Here is a 17,143-nt window from a genome sequence, read left to right as displayed (position 1 = left end):
TCAAAGGTCTCGCTTGTTAGGCGAGACCTTTTCTTTTTCAGAGCCAAAGCAAGCTGCTGTCCCCATAGCTGAGGAAGCGATAATTCTTGTCCAAGGCTTCCTGATAGACTTTTTTCCAATCCTTTCCCAAAATCGTGGAGATCAAAAGAATCAGCGTAGAACCCGGTTGATGAAAATTGGTGATAAGCGCGTCAATCATCTGATAGCGATATCCAGGAAATATAAAAATCTCGGTATGTCCCAATAAGGTATCCTTCCCCTCCCGATTCATAACTTCTAAAATTGCCTGAAGAGCTTCTTTTTTTCCAGGCAAAACAGCTCGGCTCTGATAGGGAAAAAGCTTCTCAATTTCGAGTTTTTCCCCTTTTCCTTCCAAAATCTGAACCCCATACCAGTAGATACTTTCCAAAGTCCGCACGGAGGTAGTCCCTACGGCTATGGTTTTTCCAGCGTTTTCCAGCAGTTGCTTGAGGGTTTCCCGGGTGACTTGGATTTGCTCGGAATGCATGGGATGTTCAGTCACCTCTTTCACCTTGATAGGTTGGAAGGTACCCGCACTCACGTGCAGAGTGACTTGGGCTTCTTGGATTCCTTTTTTCCTGAGTTTTTCAAATACTTCTTCTGTAAAGTGAAGCCCTGCTGTTGGGGCGGCCACAGCACCTTCTTTTTTGGAATAGACGGTCTGATATCGGTCTTTGTCCTCTTTTTCGGCCTTTCGATTCAAATAGGGGGGAAGTGGTACTTCTCCGCTTGCCTCCACCAAATCCACAAAAGCTACCTCTGGATCATCCCAAGAGAACTCCACAGACATGGCTTCACGATCATGCAGACGGGCTTGTAGAATGACTTCCTTTTCACCTACTCGGATTCTTCCTTTCAAGAGTTCTTCATTTTTCCATTTTTTGGCGTTGCCGATCAGCGTTTGCCAAGTGACTGGAAACTTGGCCAGCATGATCTCAGCGATGACCGTGGTCGGAGCAATTGGTGCAAGAAGAAAGATTTCGATTTTGGCTCCAGTTTCTCTTTGGAAGATCAACCGTGCTGGAATCACCTTGGTGTCGTTATAGACCAAAAGTGCATTTGCGGGTAATAATTCGGGCAAGTCATAGAAATGGTAATGGCTGATTTGCCCTAGCTTATAATGCAGAAGTTGGGAATGGTCCCTTTTTTCGAGGGGAAACTTGGCGATCCGGTCTTCCGGTAGCGTATATTCGAAGTCTTGGAGATCAATGGTTGGAATTTCCATTTGATAGGATGATTTGCCTGCAAATATAGCCATCCATTTGGTCCAAAATCGGTTTTATCCTTATGGCAGATTCGTTTCGGTTTCAGTTTTCCCTGATAAAAAGGGTCCTTCAGTTCAGATTTGATGCAGGTACATCCCGTGGTGTGCTAAAAACACGGGAGGTTTTTTGGATAAAAGTGACTCACCCGGATGATCAGGAAAAAGTGGGCTGGGGAGAGGCAGCTCCTTTGGTAGGCCTGAGTCCAGACTACAGGGAGGATTTTGAACAAGTCATTTCAGCTCAACTCGAAAAGTTGGCTAGGGAAACTTGGGAAGTGGATACCAGTTCGGTTTTGGATCAAGTCAAAGCCAGAGTTCCTTTTGAGTTGCCTTCGCTCCGATTTGGTGTAGAGATGGCCCTGCTTGATTGGATTCAGGGCGGGAAAAAGCGCTTTTTTCCGAATCCCTTTTTTGATGAGAAAAAACCGATTCCGATTAATGGACTGATTTGGATGGGAGATAGAGAGTTTATGCTGGAGCAGATTGACCAAAAGCTAAAAGAGGGATTTGACTGCATCAAAATGAAGATCGGGGCCATTGATTTTGAGCAGGAACTAGCCCTTTTGAGCTATATCCGAAAGCAGTTTTCCAAAGATCAGATCATTCTACGGGTAGATGCCAATGGGGCTTTTTCACCCATGGAAGCGATGAACAAACTCGGTCAACTCGCAGAATTGGATATTCACAGCATTGAGCAGCCAATTCGGGCCGGACAATGGGCTGAAATGCGAAAGCTCTGTCGGGAAACTCCACTTCCGATCGCCTTGGATGAGGAGCTGATCGGGACTAAAGAAAAAGAACTTCTCCTGGATACGCTAAAGCCGCAACACATCATTCTTAAGCCCACACTTTTGGGAGGTTTTCTGGAAACTCAGCAATGGATCAGTTTGGCAGAAGAGCGGGGAATCGGCTGGTGGATGACCTCAGCCTTGGAAAGTAATATCGGGCTCAATGCCATTTCCCAATTGGCTTCCTCCTATGACCCCAAAATTCCCCAAGGTCTGGGCACCGGGAAGCTCTACCATAATAATCTTGCCTCGCCTTTGGAGATTGAAAAGGGGCAAATCCGCTATGGAGATAGGCTTTGGGAGAATCCTGCCTAATTGGGTAGAGGGTGTAAATAAACCGGCTTATGCACTTTAGCTTTCCATAGGGTTTGGGTTAAAATTCCCGTATCCAAGTCCCGCTCAAAGATCACAATATCATTACTGGCCTGATGGGCAGCGAGAAGGTATTTTCCATCTGGGGTCAAATTGAAATTGCGGGGCATAATTCCTCCTGAGGAAATGTTTTGGATTCGTTCGTATTGACCGGAGGTGCTTTTGGCAAAAACAGAAAGGGTGTTGGCCTCTCCCCGGTTGGAAACGTAGATGTTTTTTCCGTCCGGGGAAACCCGGATTTCAGCCGCTCCCACTGCCCCTGAAAAACCTTCATTCAACAAGGAAAGTCTCTGGCTAGGGCTCAGTATACCAGCTTCGTACGAAAAAACATCCAATACTGCGGTCATTTCTTCTACGACCAAAACTTCCTTGCCGTCAGCCGAAAAGGCTAAATGTCTGGGACCATCTCCCGGAGTGACAGGGAATTCTCCCGATAGGCTCAATGGTTCGGCTTGATTAGGGTTGAAATCATAAACATAAATCTTATCGGTACCCAAGTCTGCTACCAGCACCCTTTTTCCTTCGGGATCAAAAGTGGTAGAATGGACATGGGGCTTCTCTTGCCGGGCGGGATTAATGCTTTTGCTGTTATGCTGGATCAGCTGGACAAAATCCAGCTTTTTGTCCTCATTTACTTTGAAGACAGAAAGGCTGCCACCGGTATAATTACCCAAAATCACGAAGTCCTCATTTGGAGACAAAGAAATATGGCAGGGATGATCACCTTGCGAGGCATCCTGATCCAGTAGTGTGAGGGAATTGTCTTCTCCATTTCTGGAAAAGGTCAGGACATTTCCACCTTGAATTCCAGCTTCTTCCTCCAGAGAGTAGACGGTTTTTCCATCTCTGGAAGCCAATACAAATGAGGGGTTGGCGATGCCCGCGGCAATAGTCTGAATGGTCATCAGATTCTCGCCAGGAGAAAAAGTTAGATAGTTGATGCCATGATGAATGGAATCCGTATAGGTTCCGATTAAGAATTGGTAACTTAAGGTTTGCACAGGTTCTTCTTGAGATTCGGGACTGGAAGGATTACAGGCAAAAGTTAGGATGCCTAAGGAAATTAGACAGAAAGACAGAATTCGTGTAAGAGTTGATTTCATGATTGAAAAGTAGTGAATTTTGACAATCCTATTTTTTTCAAAGGAATTAAAAAGTAGAATGATTCTGTGTGATAAATCAATTTATTAGCCATGTTTTTTGTTGAAAAGTTAAAAATAGTGCGATTAAGCTTTAAAAATGTTAATTTGGCATAGCCTATTAAATGGAAAAAGATGCAACAAATTTATGATACCCAAGTAGCCAAGAGGTTTACGATTTACAACAGTTTATTTTTAGATCTCCCCTTTGATGATATCTATGTCACGGGGACTCTTTTGCCCTTTTTGGGTAAGGCCTGTGAAAAAGGGTACAGGGAAGGAAAGACTCCCGTAGAAATTATTGAAGGTTTTTTTGAAGAAATGATGCCCGGCGAATCCGAAAAAAAGAGGAGCGATTTTCTTTTCCGAATGATTCAATATGTGGAGCGGCAAGTGGTCCTTTTTGATTCGATTGAAGATGCTGCATATGATAAAATCAACGATATCAACGGAAAGGGATCAATTAAAGCCTTGATTTCCAGAGTTGAGACCGATAAGAAGAAGAAGGAGCTGATAGAAAAGCTCAAGACATTTTCGGTAAGGCTGACCCTGACGGCCCATCCCACTCAATTTTATCCCGGCAATGTTCTTGGGATCATTACCGATTTAGAAACTGCGATCCGGACGGATGATTTGGAAAGCATCAACCTTCTTCTCCAGCAACTGGGCAAGACCGGCTTTATCAACCGGGAAAAACCCACTCCTTTTGATGAGGCGATCAGCCTGATTTGGTATCTGGAAAATGTGTTTTACCAGAGTATACCCGATATCGTGATTCGACTGCTGAAGGGGCTTGGTGAGCCAATCCATACCTGGGAGAATCCGGGAATTTTAAAAGTAGGGTTTTGGCCAGGGGGCGACCGGGATGGCAATCCATTCGTGACCCATGAGACTACCCTTCAGGTAGCGGATCGCCTCAAAAAGTGGCTGATGAGATGCTACTATAGAGATCTAAGAAAGCTGAAAAAGAGACTGACTTTCAAAAAGGTCGAAGAGCTCATCGCAAAGGCTGAGCGGGGGATATATTATACCTTGTTTGAGAATAAGCAGGTCTACAACTCTAAGGAGGACCTGTTGGCCATTTTGTTTGAAGCCCGGGACGCTTTGATTACGCACCATGATGGGCTGTTCCTGAATCTACTGGATGAATTTATCCTGAAGGTGAGGATTTTTGGATTCCATTTTGCCCACATGGACCTGCGGCAGGATAGTAGAAAGCATGATGGGCTTTGGGAGGAGATTTTTTCCATTCAGGGGAAGGAGTTTACCGGAACCGAGGATGAATTGATCTCAAAAGTGATGAAAACCCGAGGGCTTCCTTCATTGGAGGATTTTCAGGAGCCTTTTCATAAGGAAATGCTTCAATCCTTAGGCACTGTTAAGGAAATTCAAGCGCTCAATGGAGAAGAAGGACTTCATCGCTACATCATTTCCAATTGTCAATCTGTTCTTCATGTTTTGGAAGTTTTTCAGCTGGCAAGATTGACGTTAGGAGCCAAATCCAGTCCCCTTCCTCTGGACATTGTCCCCTTATTCGAGACCATAGATGATTTGGCGATGGCACCCCAAATCATGTCCAAGCTGTATGAGACACCGGAGTATGCAGAGCACCTGAAGTCCCGTGGGATGAAGCAAAATATCATGCTTGGGTTCTCAGACGGTACCAAAGACGGGGGCTATTTAAAGGCGAATTGGTCGATTTTAGTGGCCAAAGAGGAACTGTCCGAAGTATCGAGAAAGTATGGGATCAAAGTGGTCTTTTTTGATGGGCGAGGCGGTCCTGTAGCCAGAGGAGGAGGGAACCTTCATAATTTCTATGCTTCCTTGGGAGAAAAAGTGGACAACTCCGAAATCCAGGTGACTATTCAAGGTCAGACCATTTCCTCCAATTACGGAAAGCAGGTATCCTGTACCTACAATCTTGAGCAATTACTAAGTGCAGGATTGGAAAATCATCTTTATCAGGATGGAGAAAAGAATCTGAATTCCAAGCAGAGAGCCATCATTCAGGCATTGGCTGATTCAGGATATGAATCTTATAAGAAACTGAAAAATCACCCCAAGTTTGTTCCATACTTAGAGCATGTGGCTCCCCTGAAATATTTTGGAATGACCAATATTGGGAGTCGACCTTTGAAAAGAGGCAAAGGTTCAGGCTTGAAATTTGAGGACCTAAGGGCCATCCCTTTTGTAGGGTCTTGGGCTCAAATGAAGCAAAATATCCCGGGATTTTTTGGGGTTGGTGCAGCGATCGAGCAAGCCGAAAAAGAAGGGAATCTCAAAGAAATCAAAAAGCTCTACCAAGAGAGTCTTTTCTTTAGAACCTTGCTGAGCAACTCCATGCAGTCTCTGAATAAGTGCTTCTATCCGGCTACTGCCTACTTATCCAAAAATGAGGAGTATGGAGAATTTTGGAATGTCTTGTTTGAGGAATACCAAAGATCTGTAGAAAAAATTAAGGATATCTCCGGAATGAACGAACTGCTGGAGGATAATCCGGTGACCAAAAAATCTATAGAAATCCGGGAAAAAATTGTCCTTCCATTAATTACCATTCAGCAATACGCAATCCAGAAAATTTTGGAAGATGGAAAATCCACGAATACACTGGATAAGCTTATTCTACGGGCAATGTTTGGGATTATCAATGCGATGAGAAATGCAGCATAAAAAAAAAGGCCCTTGGATTTTAAAAATTCAAGGGCCTTTTGACATTAAAGAGAAGCTTATTTTTTGACGATCACTCCGTCTTTGATCATTTGGTCAGAAATTACCATGGCAAAGGTTCGGGCAAAAGCCTCAAGATTTGCCGGATTGGTAGTTTCCGATTGAGCAGACCATACCAATTGTTCGGTTTCTACATCATAGAGGTTGGCCTCGAGGAAGTAGTTTTTGTCTGTAGTGTAATAGCCTGGGTCGTACATCATTGGGCTATAGTAGTTGTAATATCCCCAATAGGATCTGTAGTACCCTCCATACATCATGGGAGAATAGGTAGTTGTACCGGGTACATACCGGGACTCTTGGGTCTGATCCAAGAGGGCAACAGTCAAAACAGCATCATGTCCTTGGTCTCTAAGCGCTTGGGCAAATTTTTCTTTTTCCTCTGGGCTGGGTTTAGTACCCGGAGGAATGATTACAGAAGAGTTGGAAGCCTTGATCCCATCCTGTGTCAATACACTTTGGATTTGATCTTCAAAGGTTTGTCTGCTGATTACACTCTCAGAAATACCGATGATGACTACATCATCGTAGCCTCCTGCTTTTTTCTCAGGACTGGCCCAAGAACCTAATATTTTTGTGCTGGGTGAGCAGGAGACAAGTGCTACAAATGCCAAAGTGGCGAGTAAGGAAAACTTTTTCATAATTGTAAGAAAGTGGGATTATTTAAACTCATCGATAAAGGGCAATTCTTGTTGAATTGCATTCCGAATCGTGTTGTGAATGTAGGTGTCTAATTGTAGAAATTTAGCTGCATCAAGGGCTGAGACTCCTTTTTTAAACTTTTTGTAATAGGTCATGTGGAGTTTGGACAGAGCTTGATCATTTTTCAAGGTTCGGAGAGCTAGATTGTCAGCTTCAGCCTCACCGATGTTGGTGTACTGCTCCATGTAATCATTGATGATTTTGATCCGCTCTCTGGACAAGGCTTTTCGTTCTGTCTCATAGGCTTCATAAATGGGCCAAAAAGCAGCAGCTTTTGCCTCAGGCAGTTGGAGGACTTCCTGGACAATCATTTTTTTATCCATTCCGAAAGCTTCTTGGATCAAGGAAATTTCATCATCGATACTTTGAGCGAAGCTCAAATTCATTCCAAAAAGGAAGAGTGCAAGGGAAAATAGTAGTGTTCTTTTCATAAAAGGTAAAGCGTTTGTTTTTAGTAAATGACTGGTAGAACAATGTCTATTCTTCCAATTCGTCAATAATTTAAGATAAAGTTATTATTAAATGCTTTCTTGGGTTTAAACTTTCCCGTCTAGAAAGATTCATTGATATTCAGGTAAAATCCGCTGTTTCCTTTTTGTCCAAAAGCATAGTCTGCTGTGATCGTGGTTCTTTTCTCTTTGTTGATCATCACACGGAGCCCCAGTCCATATCCCGGATTGATTTTTTCAAACAGTCTTTCGTATTGCGGACTAGGGCCCGCAGCAGATTCAGGTTTCGAACTGCTGAAAGAAGCTGCATTGACAAAAACCGTAGCTCCAAAGGTGTCCTTTTCCTTTTGTAATGGGAATCTCCATTCAGCTTCTCCGTATACCATGTTCTCTCCTCTAAATCGGCCTTGAGCATATCCCCGACCACTTCTTCCAAACATATCCCAGCCTATCGAGGGCAGGTTCATGTATGGAAGATTTCCAGACACAAGAAAGTTTCCCATTCCCCAAACTCCAATGAGGTGTCTCTTTCTCTTTGGATTCAAATTGAAGTAATGCCTGTAGTCAAGGAGTAAAGTACTTGAGGATTGGGAAGAACCGAGAAATTCAGGATTGATTTTATATTGAATCCAGGCAAAATTCTTTTCATATGGGGAGACGGCCATGTCTCTCTTTTCCAAGATAAAATTGAAGGATACTCCTGATAGTGAATATTTATCCGTATCAAATCCCTTTGAGATATTGTAGGCATCATGAGCAAACTGAAGGGTTAGATCCTGATCTGCATCCTCATCCAAGAAGTTTTCAATTTTGCTATGTACATCCAAATGATATCCCAATCCCAAATAGAAAGGAGAATCACCGATTTTTTTCAAGACCGCTTCGTAAAATCTCAACAGATTGAAATCCATTTGTTGCTCTCCCCAATAGGCAAGAGGCTGATTTGGATTTTGGGCAGGTTCGTTTGGAGTAGAGCTTCCGAGGCCAAAGGTAGGCTGGGAAGTGATAAAGTATCTCCAATCTCCCATTAGGATAAGCTTGTTTTCTGAGAGAAACAGATTATGCCGACTGCTGAAAATCCACTGTTTCTTGGTAGTGTATAACAGGTTGCCAACCAAATTGGACATCTTCGTGTTAGCAGGATCACCCATATACCAAGAGGCAGAAGGGGCAAGTCCAAACATCCATCCGTTGGCAGGATTGGATGCCACTGCCGGGAGTGGCACAAAGCTGAAATGATAGACTTTGTTTGGTTGATAAAAGGAAATAGAATCAGCTTTCTGGGCTTTTGCCCAAAAGATGATCACAAAGGAAATCAGGAAGAGATAGAGTCGCTTCATTGCTGGGGATAATGGTGTAAACACTTATTCAAGATAATAAACCCGAGGAGGATAAATGTTTGATTTTCTACTACACCATTGGTAATGTTTGGGATTTTTCAAGAAAACAGATTCTAGGGTTAATTTGCAAACCTGAAAACCAATCCACCTTGAAATCCAAATTGGAATATAGTAGAGTAGGTGGAAACTCCTGTACCAACTCCACCAGTGCCGAAATAGAATCCTCCGCCCGCTCCTTGTACTGCAGACATAAGTGATGCTTGTAGCTTGATTCCGATTTTTTCAGCTAGCCAGAAATTGGATCCTCCCCGTAGAGCCCAAGCGAATTTGGTGAAGTTTTGAGATCTGCCATTATCTGGATTATCGACATTTGAAATCACCATCCCGATTCCAGCTCCGAAATAAGGCTCCACTTTGTCATTGACTTGGAAGTAGTTGCTTCCATTAATCATAATCCAGTTGTTTGCCAAATCAAATGTGGTGCGCTGTAATTGACCACCTAGAATGCCTCCATCTTGGTAAACCATCGGAGCCTGCGTGTCTTGTCTCAAATACTGAAGCTCAATTCCTTTGCCATTGGGTAGTTTGTATTCCAATCCAGCACCCCATTGAAAACCTCCCTTAATGGTGCCTTCATAGTAGCTGCTTGAGGAAAAATAGCTGTCTACGCCGTCATCAAAAACATAGCCTGCATAGGTGTTGAGTCTGACTTCTTGGGCGAATCCCAACTGAAACGTCAATACCATGATAATGAGAATCGTAATTTTTTTCATAGTAGTATTTATTTAGTTTTCATTTTACCTCTTCCAATGGGTAAGTTAGCATAAATAGACCATTGACTGTGCTTTTGACTTCCTTCCTGCTCATTCAGTGCGTCAGTGAATCCCTTCTGATGTCGGATTCCCAGTGCGTTGATTTTGTCTTTCCCGATCATTAAGCCAATGCCTGCCAAATATCCCAAATCAAATCTACTGACCTGATCTCTGATGTCATGTCGGTATTCGATAGGATCATCAGCTATTTCAGTTTCAAAAACATCCCAAGCCTTTGTCCTCATTGAAATCTGTGGGCCAGCCTCAAAAAACAGCCTTTCCGAGGCCAAATACCGAAAAGATACCGGAATACTCAGATAATTGATCCTTCGGGCACCGGTTTTCCCTTCAAAGATTCCATTAATGTCCTCATTTCCGGAATCGTAAAACGGGATCCCTTTTACTCCTCTTTGATATTTAGCGAGCAAATCAAAGTTGAGCATGTATTTCTCATTGAATTTGTGCGTGAAAAACAGCCCTAAATTGAATGCTCTGAGATCTTGGGTGTCTTGAAAATTCGAAAAATGATTGGTCGCACCACTTAAATGGATGCCAAATAGATTTTTTTCCGAATTCAATTCGTCTCCAAAAATTAAGCTAAGAATCACTTGGCCCCTTCCAGGCGTCGAAGGTAAGGTCAAACACAACAAAATAAACCCGATAAGAATCGAGGACTTTGAATTTTTCATAAGAGTCATTTATCTGGATTTTTCACTTTTTTGAAACCTGGAAAGCGATAATTTAAGTTGAGCAAAAATTGGCTTCTTTTCCCAAATACCCCCATTTCTGTTCGGAGCATCCAGTTTTTGTCAAATTGATATTGAGCTCCTAAAATCATGTTAAAGGGTGCGGACACTCTTTTTTCGAGCTTGTAATTGATCATTGCCTCGCCTGGATCTATTCCATTGGCCACGTCTTCCAGCTTATCTATAATCTGTTTGACGATTACTTTTTGTGCAGGAGGCAAGGTTTCTGCCCAATCATTGAGTCTTTCAATCACGTTCCCGTCTCCCAATCCCGGAAAAATTTCTTCTACTGATATGGAGCCCTCTGTATCATTTTGGATAGACTGGTAGAAAGTACCCACCCATACTGACAGGTTTCTTTCCGGTTTTGTAAATGAGGGAACGGTGTGACCTAATCTGAGACTGGAGTTGAAGGCCGGGACAGGCTCAACTACTACTTCCACATCCGCAAAATTGTAATTATTGTCCCAGGCTACCCATACAGGGCCAAAGGCTCCGGTGAGTGTAGCTCCAAGTCCAAAGCTGGACACAGAAAATCTCTGGGAAGTCTGAAAATTGACCGGGGAAACGAGATTGACGTCTGTTTGGGTCGTACCTCCGCCAAGGATACCGTACACATTCAAAAAGGGCAATACCCAAAGGTCCGGCCTGACCGTGTATGCATTAGTAGTGGCTATGGTGGGACCAAATTTGATCAGGCTGCTAAGATCGGCCATTTCACTGTCATTAAATCCGATGAGGATTTGATCAATCGAAATTTCCTGTCTTTGGGTGAAATAGATACCGCTGATCCCGTAAGCAAAAGGTAAATCATATCCGGCTTTGGCAGCTTTCGCTCCCAAGATCGGAAATACGTAAGGATAATCCATTTGCCGGAGACTGTCGAAATAGTCCTCGTAGATAGGATTGAAAACCTTTTGGGCTCCCTGTCCTTTTGAGTGTGTTGATAGGAGTGAGGAAAAAATAAAAATCAATAAAAAATTAATCCATGGAATCGGTTTCATGTGTCGATATTTTAAATAGTGTTGATGTAAATCCCCTGAATAAAACTAGTTCTTATCATTTTGCATACCTTGAAAGTTCCCTTTTATCCGGAGAATAAGGTCTGCAATCATCAGCTCATTTCCTCGAATTTTTAATTTTTTATGACCGTTCACAACTAGAAAAATCAAAGTCTTAAGCGTCGAAAATTTGTATTCTATTTATTTGTTGGAATTTCTCTGTTTATTCTGATTGAAGTTAGATATTATATTCGATCATGGTGGAAGATTAATTACACAAAAATAGAGTTCTCTTCAGAGATCAATTAAACGGTCTCGTTTAGTCTGCCAATATTTCTTGAATTGGTGAAAGTAATCTAATAAAATACGTCGAGCTTAATTTTTTCCTCTTTGCAGAAGCCTCGCTGTTTCTTTGATTTCAAGAAAGAGCTGGTGGAGAAATTCATAAGTAAGATTATAGAATTCCGCACGGGTAAAGAACAAGTCTCTGACCATATCATGGTATTTGGAGGAGGCTTCTTCATTCAAGCCTAAATCTTTGGCAAAAAGAATTTGGGCCTGTTTGTCAAGTTTAGCATTGGTCTTCGTGTGGGTGGCTTTGAATAGTGAATTTTGCTTGTTTTTGACCAGTTGGATATGAAAGAAAAAGACGGACTTATTCTGCGCAATCAATTTTAGAAAATCAGGGTCATAGTTTTCCAGTTGAAAAAGTTGTGCAGCAATTTGGTCCATTCGGTTTTCATGCTCTGACATAAGTGCTTCAAAAAAGCCATCCAGATCATAGAAATAATGATAAAAGCCGGATTTATTTAGTGAAGTAATCCTGGCAAGTCTTTCTATCTGAATTCCTTCCTGCCCTTCTTTGCAAAAAAGTTCATACCCAGCATTCACCCATTTACTGAAAGCTGGTTTTTTTGGTCGCATAGAATCATTATTTCGATGAGGAAGGAAGGAGGTTTTAATTTTCCTGAAGATCTTTCAAATACTGCGAAGGAGTAGTGCCTTTATATTTTTTGAAGGAGGTGATAAAGGAATTTCTATTGTTAAATCCGCATTCCATGGCCAATCCCTCCAAAGTCATCAGTTTGTGATCCCCTCTTGAAATTTTATCACAACATTCCTCGATTCTCTTCCGATTGATCAGTTCGGAAAAGCTAACTCCAAGATTTCTATTGATATATTGGGTGAGCAAGTAGGCAGGAATTCCCGCGTCCCTTGCCATGTCGTTGATATTGTATCCCTGTTCGAGAAATTTTTTGGACACCTCCATTACTTCCTTCATCTTTTCCTCTATTTCTTTCGCTTTGGAGCCGGATAGGGGTTCCAAGTTTCCATTTTCCTTGATTTTTTCAGAGGCTTTTTCTTCCTGGATTCCGTAAAGAACTTTTGGGAAAAATAAAATAATAATCGAATTGCCGAGGATAAATAATGCACCTGTAAAGTGAATCAAATCATATGAAAGTTGGGAATTGGAGATGCTATACAAAGCAAAAAAGGGAAGAAATAGGATAGTGACCCCATATACATAAGTCTTAACCCAAATTACCCACTCTTTACTAAGGTGAGACTTTCCAAGGCTTACCAGTTTCTGTTCTTTGTGCAGTAGCCTTAAGGAGAATACCCAATAGACCATAATCAGAAAGGTCCTTCCCAAAGTGTAAAAATTGGGGGGGAAGATCCGGCTTTGATTGAAATAGACGAAAACCGCAGGATTATCAATTTCTGATAGGATCAGCCGGGTTTTTTCTTCCATTGAAGTAAAAAACAAAATCGGAAAAAAATCAATCAGGTAAATAATCATAGGCAGGAAGTGAATCAGGTCTATTAGCCTAAATCCTTCATTTTTGGTCTCTTTAAATATGTATAGATAAAAAAGAGGCATAGAGCTCAAAGCAGCAATATTCCCTGTTCTGTAAAGGGAAGGCAATAAGGCATGGTAACCCGAACTAATCAGAAATGCCAAGGCGATTGCATAGGAAAGGGTGAAGAAAGAGAGGCCTATTAGGAGGTTGGTTCTTCTTTTTCGAAGGGAAAATAAAATGAGTATGATACTCGTCACAAAACCCAAAAGGATAGCGCTCAGGTAGACTAAATCCTTTACGCTAAGTACAAATTCCATAAGTCTTCCATTCCTCTTTGGACTGAAATTACTTAGGATTTGGATTGAACTCCAAAAAAGAAAAGAATTATGTTTTTTTGGAAGGGATTAAAGAGGGAATATTATTTAGAAAAAATATTTAGCGATCTGAAAATCAAGGAGTAATATAAAATGCAGTCAAAAGCAGTATTTTATCCTTTAAAGTTTTGAATTCTTGAAGTCGACTTATTCAGATTTTTTCCAAATCCGCTTATTGAAAGCTATTCCAAAAGTCCAAGAATCATAGATTTCCTGCTTGTTCTCGTAGGCTATACTGAGGGCAATTTCAAAAGTCTCACTCATCTCAAAGCTGTATTCTGAGCCGATTTTCCAAAAGTAAAGGTTTTCATTTTTCTCGAATTCCCAACCTGGACCTGCATAGAATGACCAATGCCTTTTTAAATGATAATGGACCACAGGTGCCAAAGAAAATGGATAGTTTCTTTCCAAAAATGCCCCTTCATCTTCCACCTCAAAGCTTTGCAGCTTGAGGTCAGCTTGCAAAGCCACTGACCAGCGAGAGTGGAAATAGTAATCCACATCAAACCCCCAAGCGGGGATGATGGCTACTTTTTTATCCCCTTCAAAAGCTTTCGGTACATGAGAATTGGCAGTGATTAAAGCCACCCGGATTTGGGGAGCGAATTCTTCCTTTTCTTCTTCCTCTTCTTGGGCAAAAGCAGATGCAGAGACCAAAAAGCCCAGTATAAAAATCAAGACATTCTTCATCTCAATTTGGATAAATTGTTGACCAGTCCTTAGCCATGTCGATTATGACCCAACCTCTTCCCGGCCCTTCCAAAAGTCCTCTTTTGAGATTGCCGATATGAGAAAGGCTGTCGTAAGCATATTCTCTCACTGAATCCGTATGATGAAGAATAATACCAAGTCTGGCGCCTGGTTGATTGGTAGTGTATTCCAGCATCTGAAAGTCACCGTCCGAATTTCCACTTGCAATTACCGGTTTTACTCCCAAATGCTGATGTATTCCAATAGGTTTTCCGGCTTTGTCATCGATAAAGTTTAATTCCGGGATTTTCAACACTTGAAATTTCCCGTCTACTTCTTCATACTTTGCTTTGATCGATGATCCCACTACTTGGTAGGGAGGGATTCCATAAGCCTCCTCAGCCCAAACTCGAAGAAAATCGATTCCTCCGCCTGAGACAATGAAAGTTTTGTATCCATGGGCTCTGAGGTATTCCAAAAGCTCCAGCATGGGTTGGTAAATCATCCGGTTGTAGGGCCTACCTGTGTCCGGATGCTTGGATGTACTGAGCCAGTCTTTTACTGCAGCAGAAAACTGATCCTCAGTCATTCCAGCATGAGATTTCATGACGACATCTATCAAAGCTTTTTCACCACCGGCCATTACTGCCATCACATCCCCATCTATGGCTGCTTTGAGTATGGGGTCTTTTGCCCAATCTGGATGATTTGGAGCCTCCTTTTTTACATAGTCTAAAGCATAAGCCAATTGGAAATAAAAGGGCTGTTCGCCCCAAAGATTGCCGTCATTGTCAAAAACAGCAATTCTGTCTTTTTCCGGGATAAAGTCAGGACTGTTTTCTGTGGTGGTTTTCCTTACAAAGTCTTCAATTGCAGACTTAGAACTGCCTTCATTCCATGATTCTAAATATATTTTTTGGCTGATGACCTCTTCGGTATATTCCGTATTTACCGAGGTTTGACAGGAGTGAAGAGTTAGGAAAAGGAAGGAAATGATAAGGGCTGTAAGCGAAATCTTTTTCATAGCTGAGTAAAAAAAAGAGCCATGGGAAAATTGCCATGGCTCTCTAGGTTTTTATTGATTTTGGCCTTTGACCATGTTTTCAATTTGTTTTTCCACCTTACCAAGACTCCAATCTCCGGCAGTTTGGCTAGGAGGATAGTCTTTGAAGGTAGACAGGAAGTTGAATGCATAGCCCTGAATAGAGACCAAGATATAAGCTCGATCAATATACCAGTCATAGTAGGTATTGGAGCCATAGAGCGCTTTTTCAAACGGGTCTCTTCTGAGGTGAATCAGGTATGGGGCTCTCAATTCCACAAAAGGTTCCAGCCAAATCTGAAGTTGGTCAGCTCTGTTTTCCAAAAACATGGCTTTCCAATCTGCATATCTCAAGGCAGCTATAGAACCTGCATCGTTTACATAGATAAATCCTCTTCGAGGAGATTCCTTTACTTTCCCGGTAAGGTAATCCAATTGATTGACCCCATCGATGTAGTTTTTATAGGATCTACCGTTGAGTGTAACTCCCTTCATGATTTTTGATTTGATATCTGGATCACCACCCACGGCTGCAAAAGTCGGAAGCCAGTCCTCATGAGATACGATGCCGTTGTAAGTTACACCCGCAGGGATTTTACCGGGCCATCTTACAAATGCCGGCACACGGAATGCACCTTCCCAGCTGGAGTTTTTCTCTCCATGGAATGGTGTTGTTCCTGCATCCGGCCAGGTATTGTAGTGTGGACCGTTGTCAGTAGAGTAAAATACGATGGTATTGTCTGCGATTCCCAGTTCGTCCAAAAGATCCAGTAATTCACCTACCATACGGTCATGCTCTACCATCCCGTCACTGTATTCATCCTGACCGGAAATTCCCCGGTTTTCTTCTTTTACGTGAGTTCGGAAGTGCATACGGGTGGCATTCCACCAAGTAAAGAAAGGCTTGCCATCCGCTACTTGTTTTTTGATGTGTTCTTTGGCAGCAGCGAGGGTTTCTTCGTCGATGGTCTCCATACGCTTTTTAGTTAAAGCACCGGTATCTTCAATTTTTTGTCCCCCTTTCCCATCAGCCCAGCTGTGGATGACTCCTCTTGGACCATATCTGTCCTCGAATTTGGTGCCGTCTGCCAAGATCATACCTGTAGGATAATCTTCGTTTTCAGGCTCCTCTTCTGCATTGAGGTGGTATAGGTTTCCAAAAAACTCATCGAATCCGTGCATGGTAGGCAAGTGCTCGTCCCGGTCTCCTTGGTGGTTTTTACCAAATTGTCCGGTAGCATATCCCAAGCTTTTCATAACAGTGGCAATGGTCACATCAGACTTTTGCCATCCTTCCAAAGCACCAGGCATACCTACCTTGGTCATGCCCGTTCTGACAGGAACATTTCCTCCCAAAAAGGCGGCTCTTCCGGCAGTACAAGACTGCTGACCATAATAATCGGTAAATCCGGCTCCTTCTTTTGCGATACGATCGATATTCGGAGTCATATAGCCCATCATGCCCCGATTGTTGTGGCTGATGTTCCAAGTGCCTATGTCATCTCCCCAGATGACCAGAATGTTAGGTTTCTTCTCTTGAGCCTGCAGAGTCAGGACCGCCAGAGAAAAAAGGGTTAATAGAAAAATCGGTTTTTTCATAGAAAGGGTTTTTACTGTTGTACTTGAAATTGATTAAAGAAAATATTCAGAAACTAAAACTGACAATTTTAAAAGTCCAGACCAACTGATGAGCGGTAATCCAAGCGTTTTACCTGTCATTATTTCGCTGATATTGACAAAACTTGCCCAGAAATTAAGTGTTATACTTCGATTCTTAAAATATTATTTTAATTTTTTTTCCAAAGACCGAGCAGTTATTCCGAATACCAAGGGCGATAATTCCCCACCTAATTCATGATATTTTACTTGATCTTCAT

15 protein-coding genes are annotated in these 17,143 nt (G+C 42.2%); 2 read left to right on the top strand and 13 right to left on the bottom strand.

Going from position 1 to position 17,143, the window contains the following annotated elements; genetic code table 11:
- Positions 1-37 precede the first annotated feature (37 nt).
- Positions 38-1,246: an S-adenosylmethionine:tRNA ribosyltransferase-isomerase gene (locus tag AAA942_RS17150; RefSeq protein WP_338221527.1), complete on the bottom strand. Its 1,209-nt coding sequence runs from the start codon at positions 1,244-1,246 to the stop codon at positions 38-40.
- A gap of 62 nt (positions 1,247-1,308) precedes the next feature.
- Here AAA942_RS17150 and menC point away from each other — a divergent pair, with 62 nt between their 5' ends.
- Positions 1,309-2,388: an o-succinylbenzoate synthase gene (gene menC / locus AAA942_RS17145; protein WP_338221526.1), complete on the top strand. Its 1,080-nt coding sequence runs from the start codon at positions 1,309-1,311 to the stop codon at positions 2,386-2,388.
- Here the strand turns inward: menC and AAA942_RS17140 are convergent.
- A complete protein-coding gene (locus tag AAA942_RS17140) occupies positions 2,385-3,548 on the bottom strand; it encodes a lactonase family protein (protein ID WP_338221525.1) in 1,164 nt (387 codons plus the stop codon). The genes menC and AAA942_RS17140 overlap by 4 nt on opposite strands.
- Positions 3,549-3,719: 171 nt before the next feature.
- Between AAA942_RS17140 and AAA942_RS17135 the strand changes: the two genes are divergently transcribed.
- Positions 3,720-6,254 (top strand): phosphoenolpyruvate carboxylase, encoded by a 2,535-nt coding sequence (locus AAA942_RS17135; protein WP_338221524.1) that lies wholly within the window; start codon positions 3,720-3,722, stop codon positions 6,252-6,254.
- A gap of 56 nt (positions 6,255-6,310) precedes the next feature.
- Here the strand turns inward: AAA942_RS17135 and AAA942_RS17130 are convergent, their stop codons facing one another.
- The 11 genes from AAA942_RS17130 to AAA942_RS17080 all read right to left on the bottom strand — a co-directional run bounded on the left by AAA942_RS17130 (position 6,311) and on the right by AAA942_RS17080 (position 16,865).
- Positions 6,311-6,949 carry a hypothetical protein gene (locus tag AAA942_RS17130; RefSeq protein WP_338221523.1) on the bottom strand — a complete coding sequence of 213 codons (639 nt, stop codon included), beginning with the start codon at positions 6,947-6,949 and terminating at the stop codon, positions 6,311-6,313.
- An 18-nt stretch (positions 6,950-6,967) separates the two neighbouring features.
- The gene (locus AAA942_RS17125) at positions 6,968-7,441 is read right to left on the bottom strand and encodes a hypothetical protein (protein WP_338221522.1); all 474 of its coding nucleotides are present in this window, start codon (positions 7,439-7,441) and stop codon (positions 6,968-6,970) included.
- 119 nt (positions 7,442-7,560) lie between these two features.
- Positions 7,561-8,799 (bottom strand): BamA/TamA family outer membrane protein, encoded by a 1,239-nt coding sequence (locus AAA942_RS17120; protein ID WP_338221521.1) that lies wholly within the window; start codon positions 8,797-8,799, stop codon positions 7,561-7,563.
- 119 nt (positions 8,800-8,918) lie between these two features.
- On the bottom strand, positions 8,919-9,572 hold the full coding sequence (locus AAA942_RS17115) for a porin family protein (RefSeq protein WP_338221520.1): 654 nt from the start codon (positions 9,570-9,572) through the stop codon (positions 8,919-8,921).
- A gap of 8 nt (positions 9,573-9,580) precedes the next feature.
- Positions 9,581-10,189, bottom strand: a complete 609-nt coding sequence (locus AAA942_RS17110; RefSeq protein WP_338221519.1) for an outer membrane beta-barrel protein — start codon at positions 10,187-10,189, stop codon at positions 9,581-9,583.
- Between the two features lie 116 nt (positions 10,190-10,305).
- Entirely contained in the window at positions 10,306-11,361 is a 1,056-nt protein-coding gene (locus tag AAA942_RS17105) for a hypothetical protein (protein ID WP_338221518.1), read from the bottom strand.
- A gap of 372 nt (positions 11,362-11,733) precedes the next feature.
- Positions 11,734-12,282: a TetR/AcrR family transcriptional regulator gene (locus tag AAA942_RS17100; RefSeq protein ID WP_338221517.1), complete on the bottom strand. Its 549-nt coding sequence runs from the start codon at positions 12,280-12,282 to the stop codon at positions 11,734-11,736.
- A gap of 34 nt (positions 12,283-12,316) precedes the next feature.
- On the bottom strand, positions 12,317-13,477 hold the full coding sequence (locus AAA942_RS17095; RefSeq protein ID WP_338221516.1) for a helix-turn-helix domain-containing protein: 1,161 nt from the start codon (positions 13,475-13,477) through the stop codon (positions 12,317-12,319).
- A 204-nt stretch (positions 13,478-13,681) separates the two neighbouring features.
- Positions 13,682-14,224 carry an outer membrane beta-barrel protein gene (locus AAA942_RS17090; RefSeq protein WP_338221515.1) on the bottom strand — a complete coding sequence of 181 codons (543 nt, stop codon included), beginning with the start codon at positions 14,222-14,224 and terminating at the stop codon, positions 13,682-13,684.
- A 1-nt stretch (position 14,225) separates the two neighbouring features.
- Entirely contained in the window at positions 14,226-15,248 is a 1,023-nt protein-coding gene (locus AAA942_RS17085; RefSeq protein WP_338221514.1) for an HAD family hydrolase, read from the bottom strand.
- 51 nt (positions 15,249-15,299) lie between these two features.
- The gene (locus AAA942_RS17080) at positions 15,300-16,865 is read right to left on the bottom strand and encodes an arylsulfatase (RefSeq protein WP_338221513.1); all 1,566 of its coding nucleotides are present in this window, start codon (positions 16,863-16,865) and stop codon (positions 15,300-15,302) included.
- Positions 16,866-17,143 lie beyond the last annotated feature (278 nt).

Origin of the sequence: Algoriphagus sp. oki45, from assembly GCF_036245605.1 — a bacterium.
Lineage (GTDB): Bacteria > Bacteroidota > Bacteroidia > Cytophagales > Cyclobacteriaceae > Algoriphagus.
The sequence above is the reverse complement of the archived record's forward strand: the minus strand, read 5'-3'. Positions and strand labels throughout refer to the sequence as shown.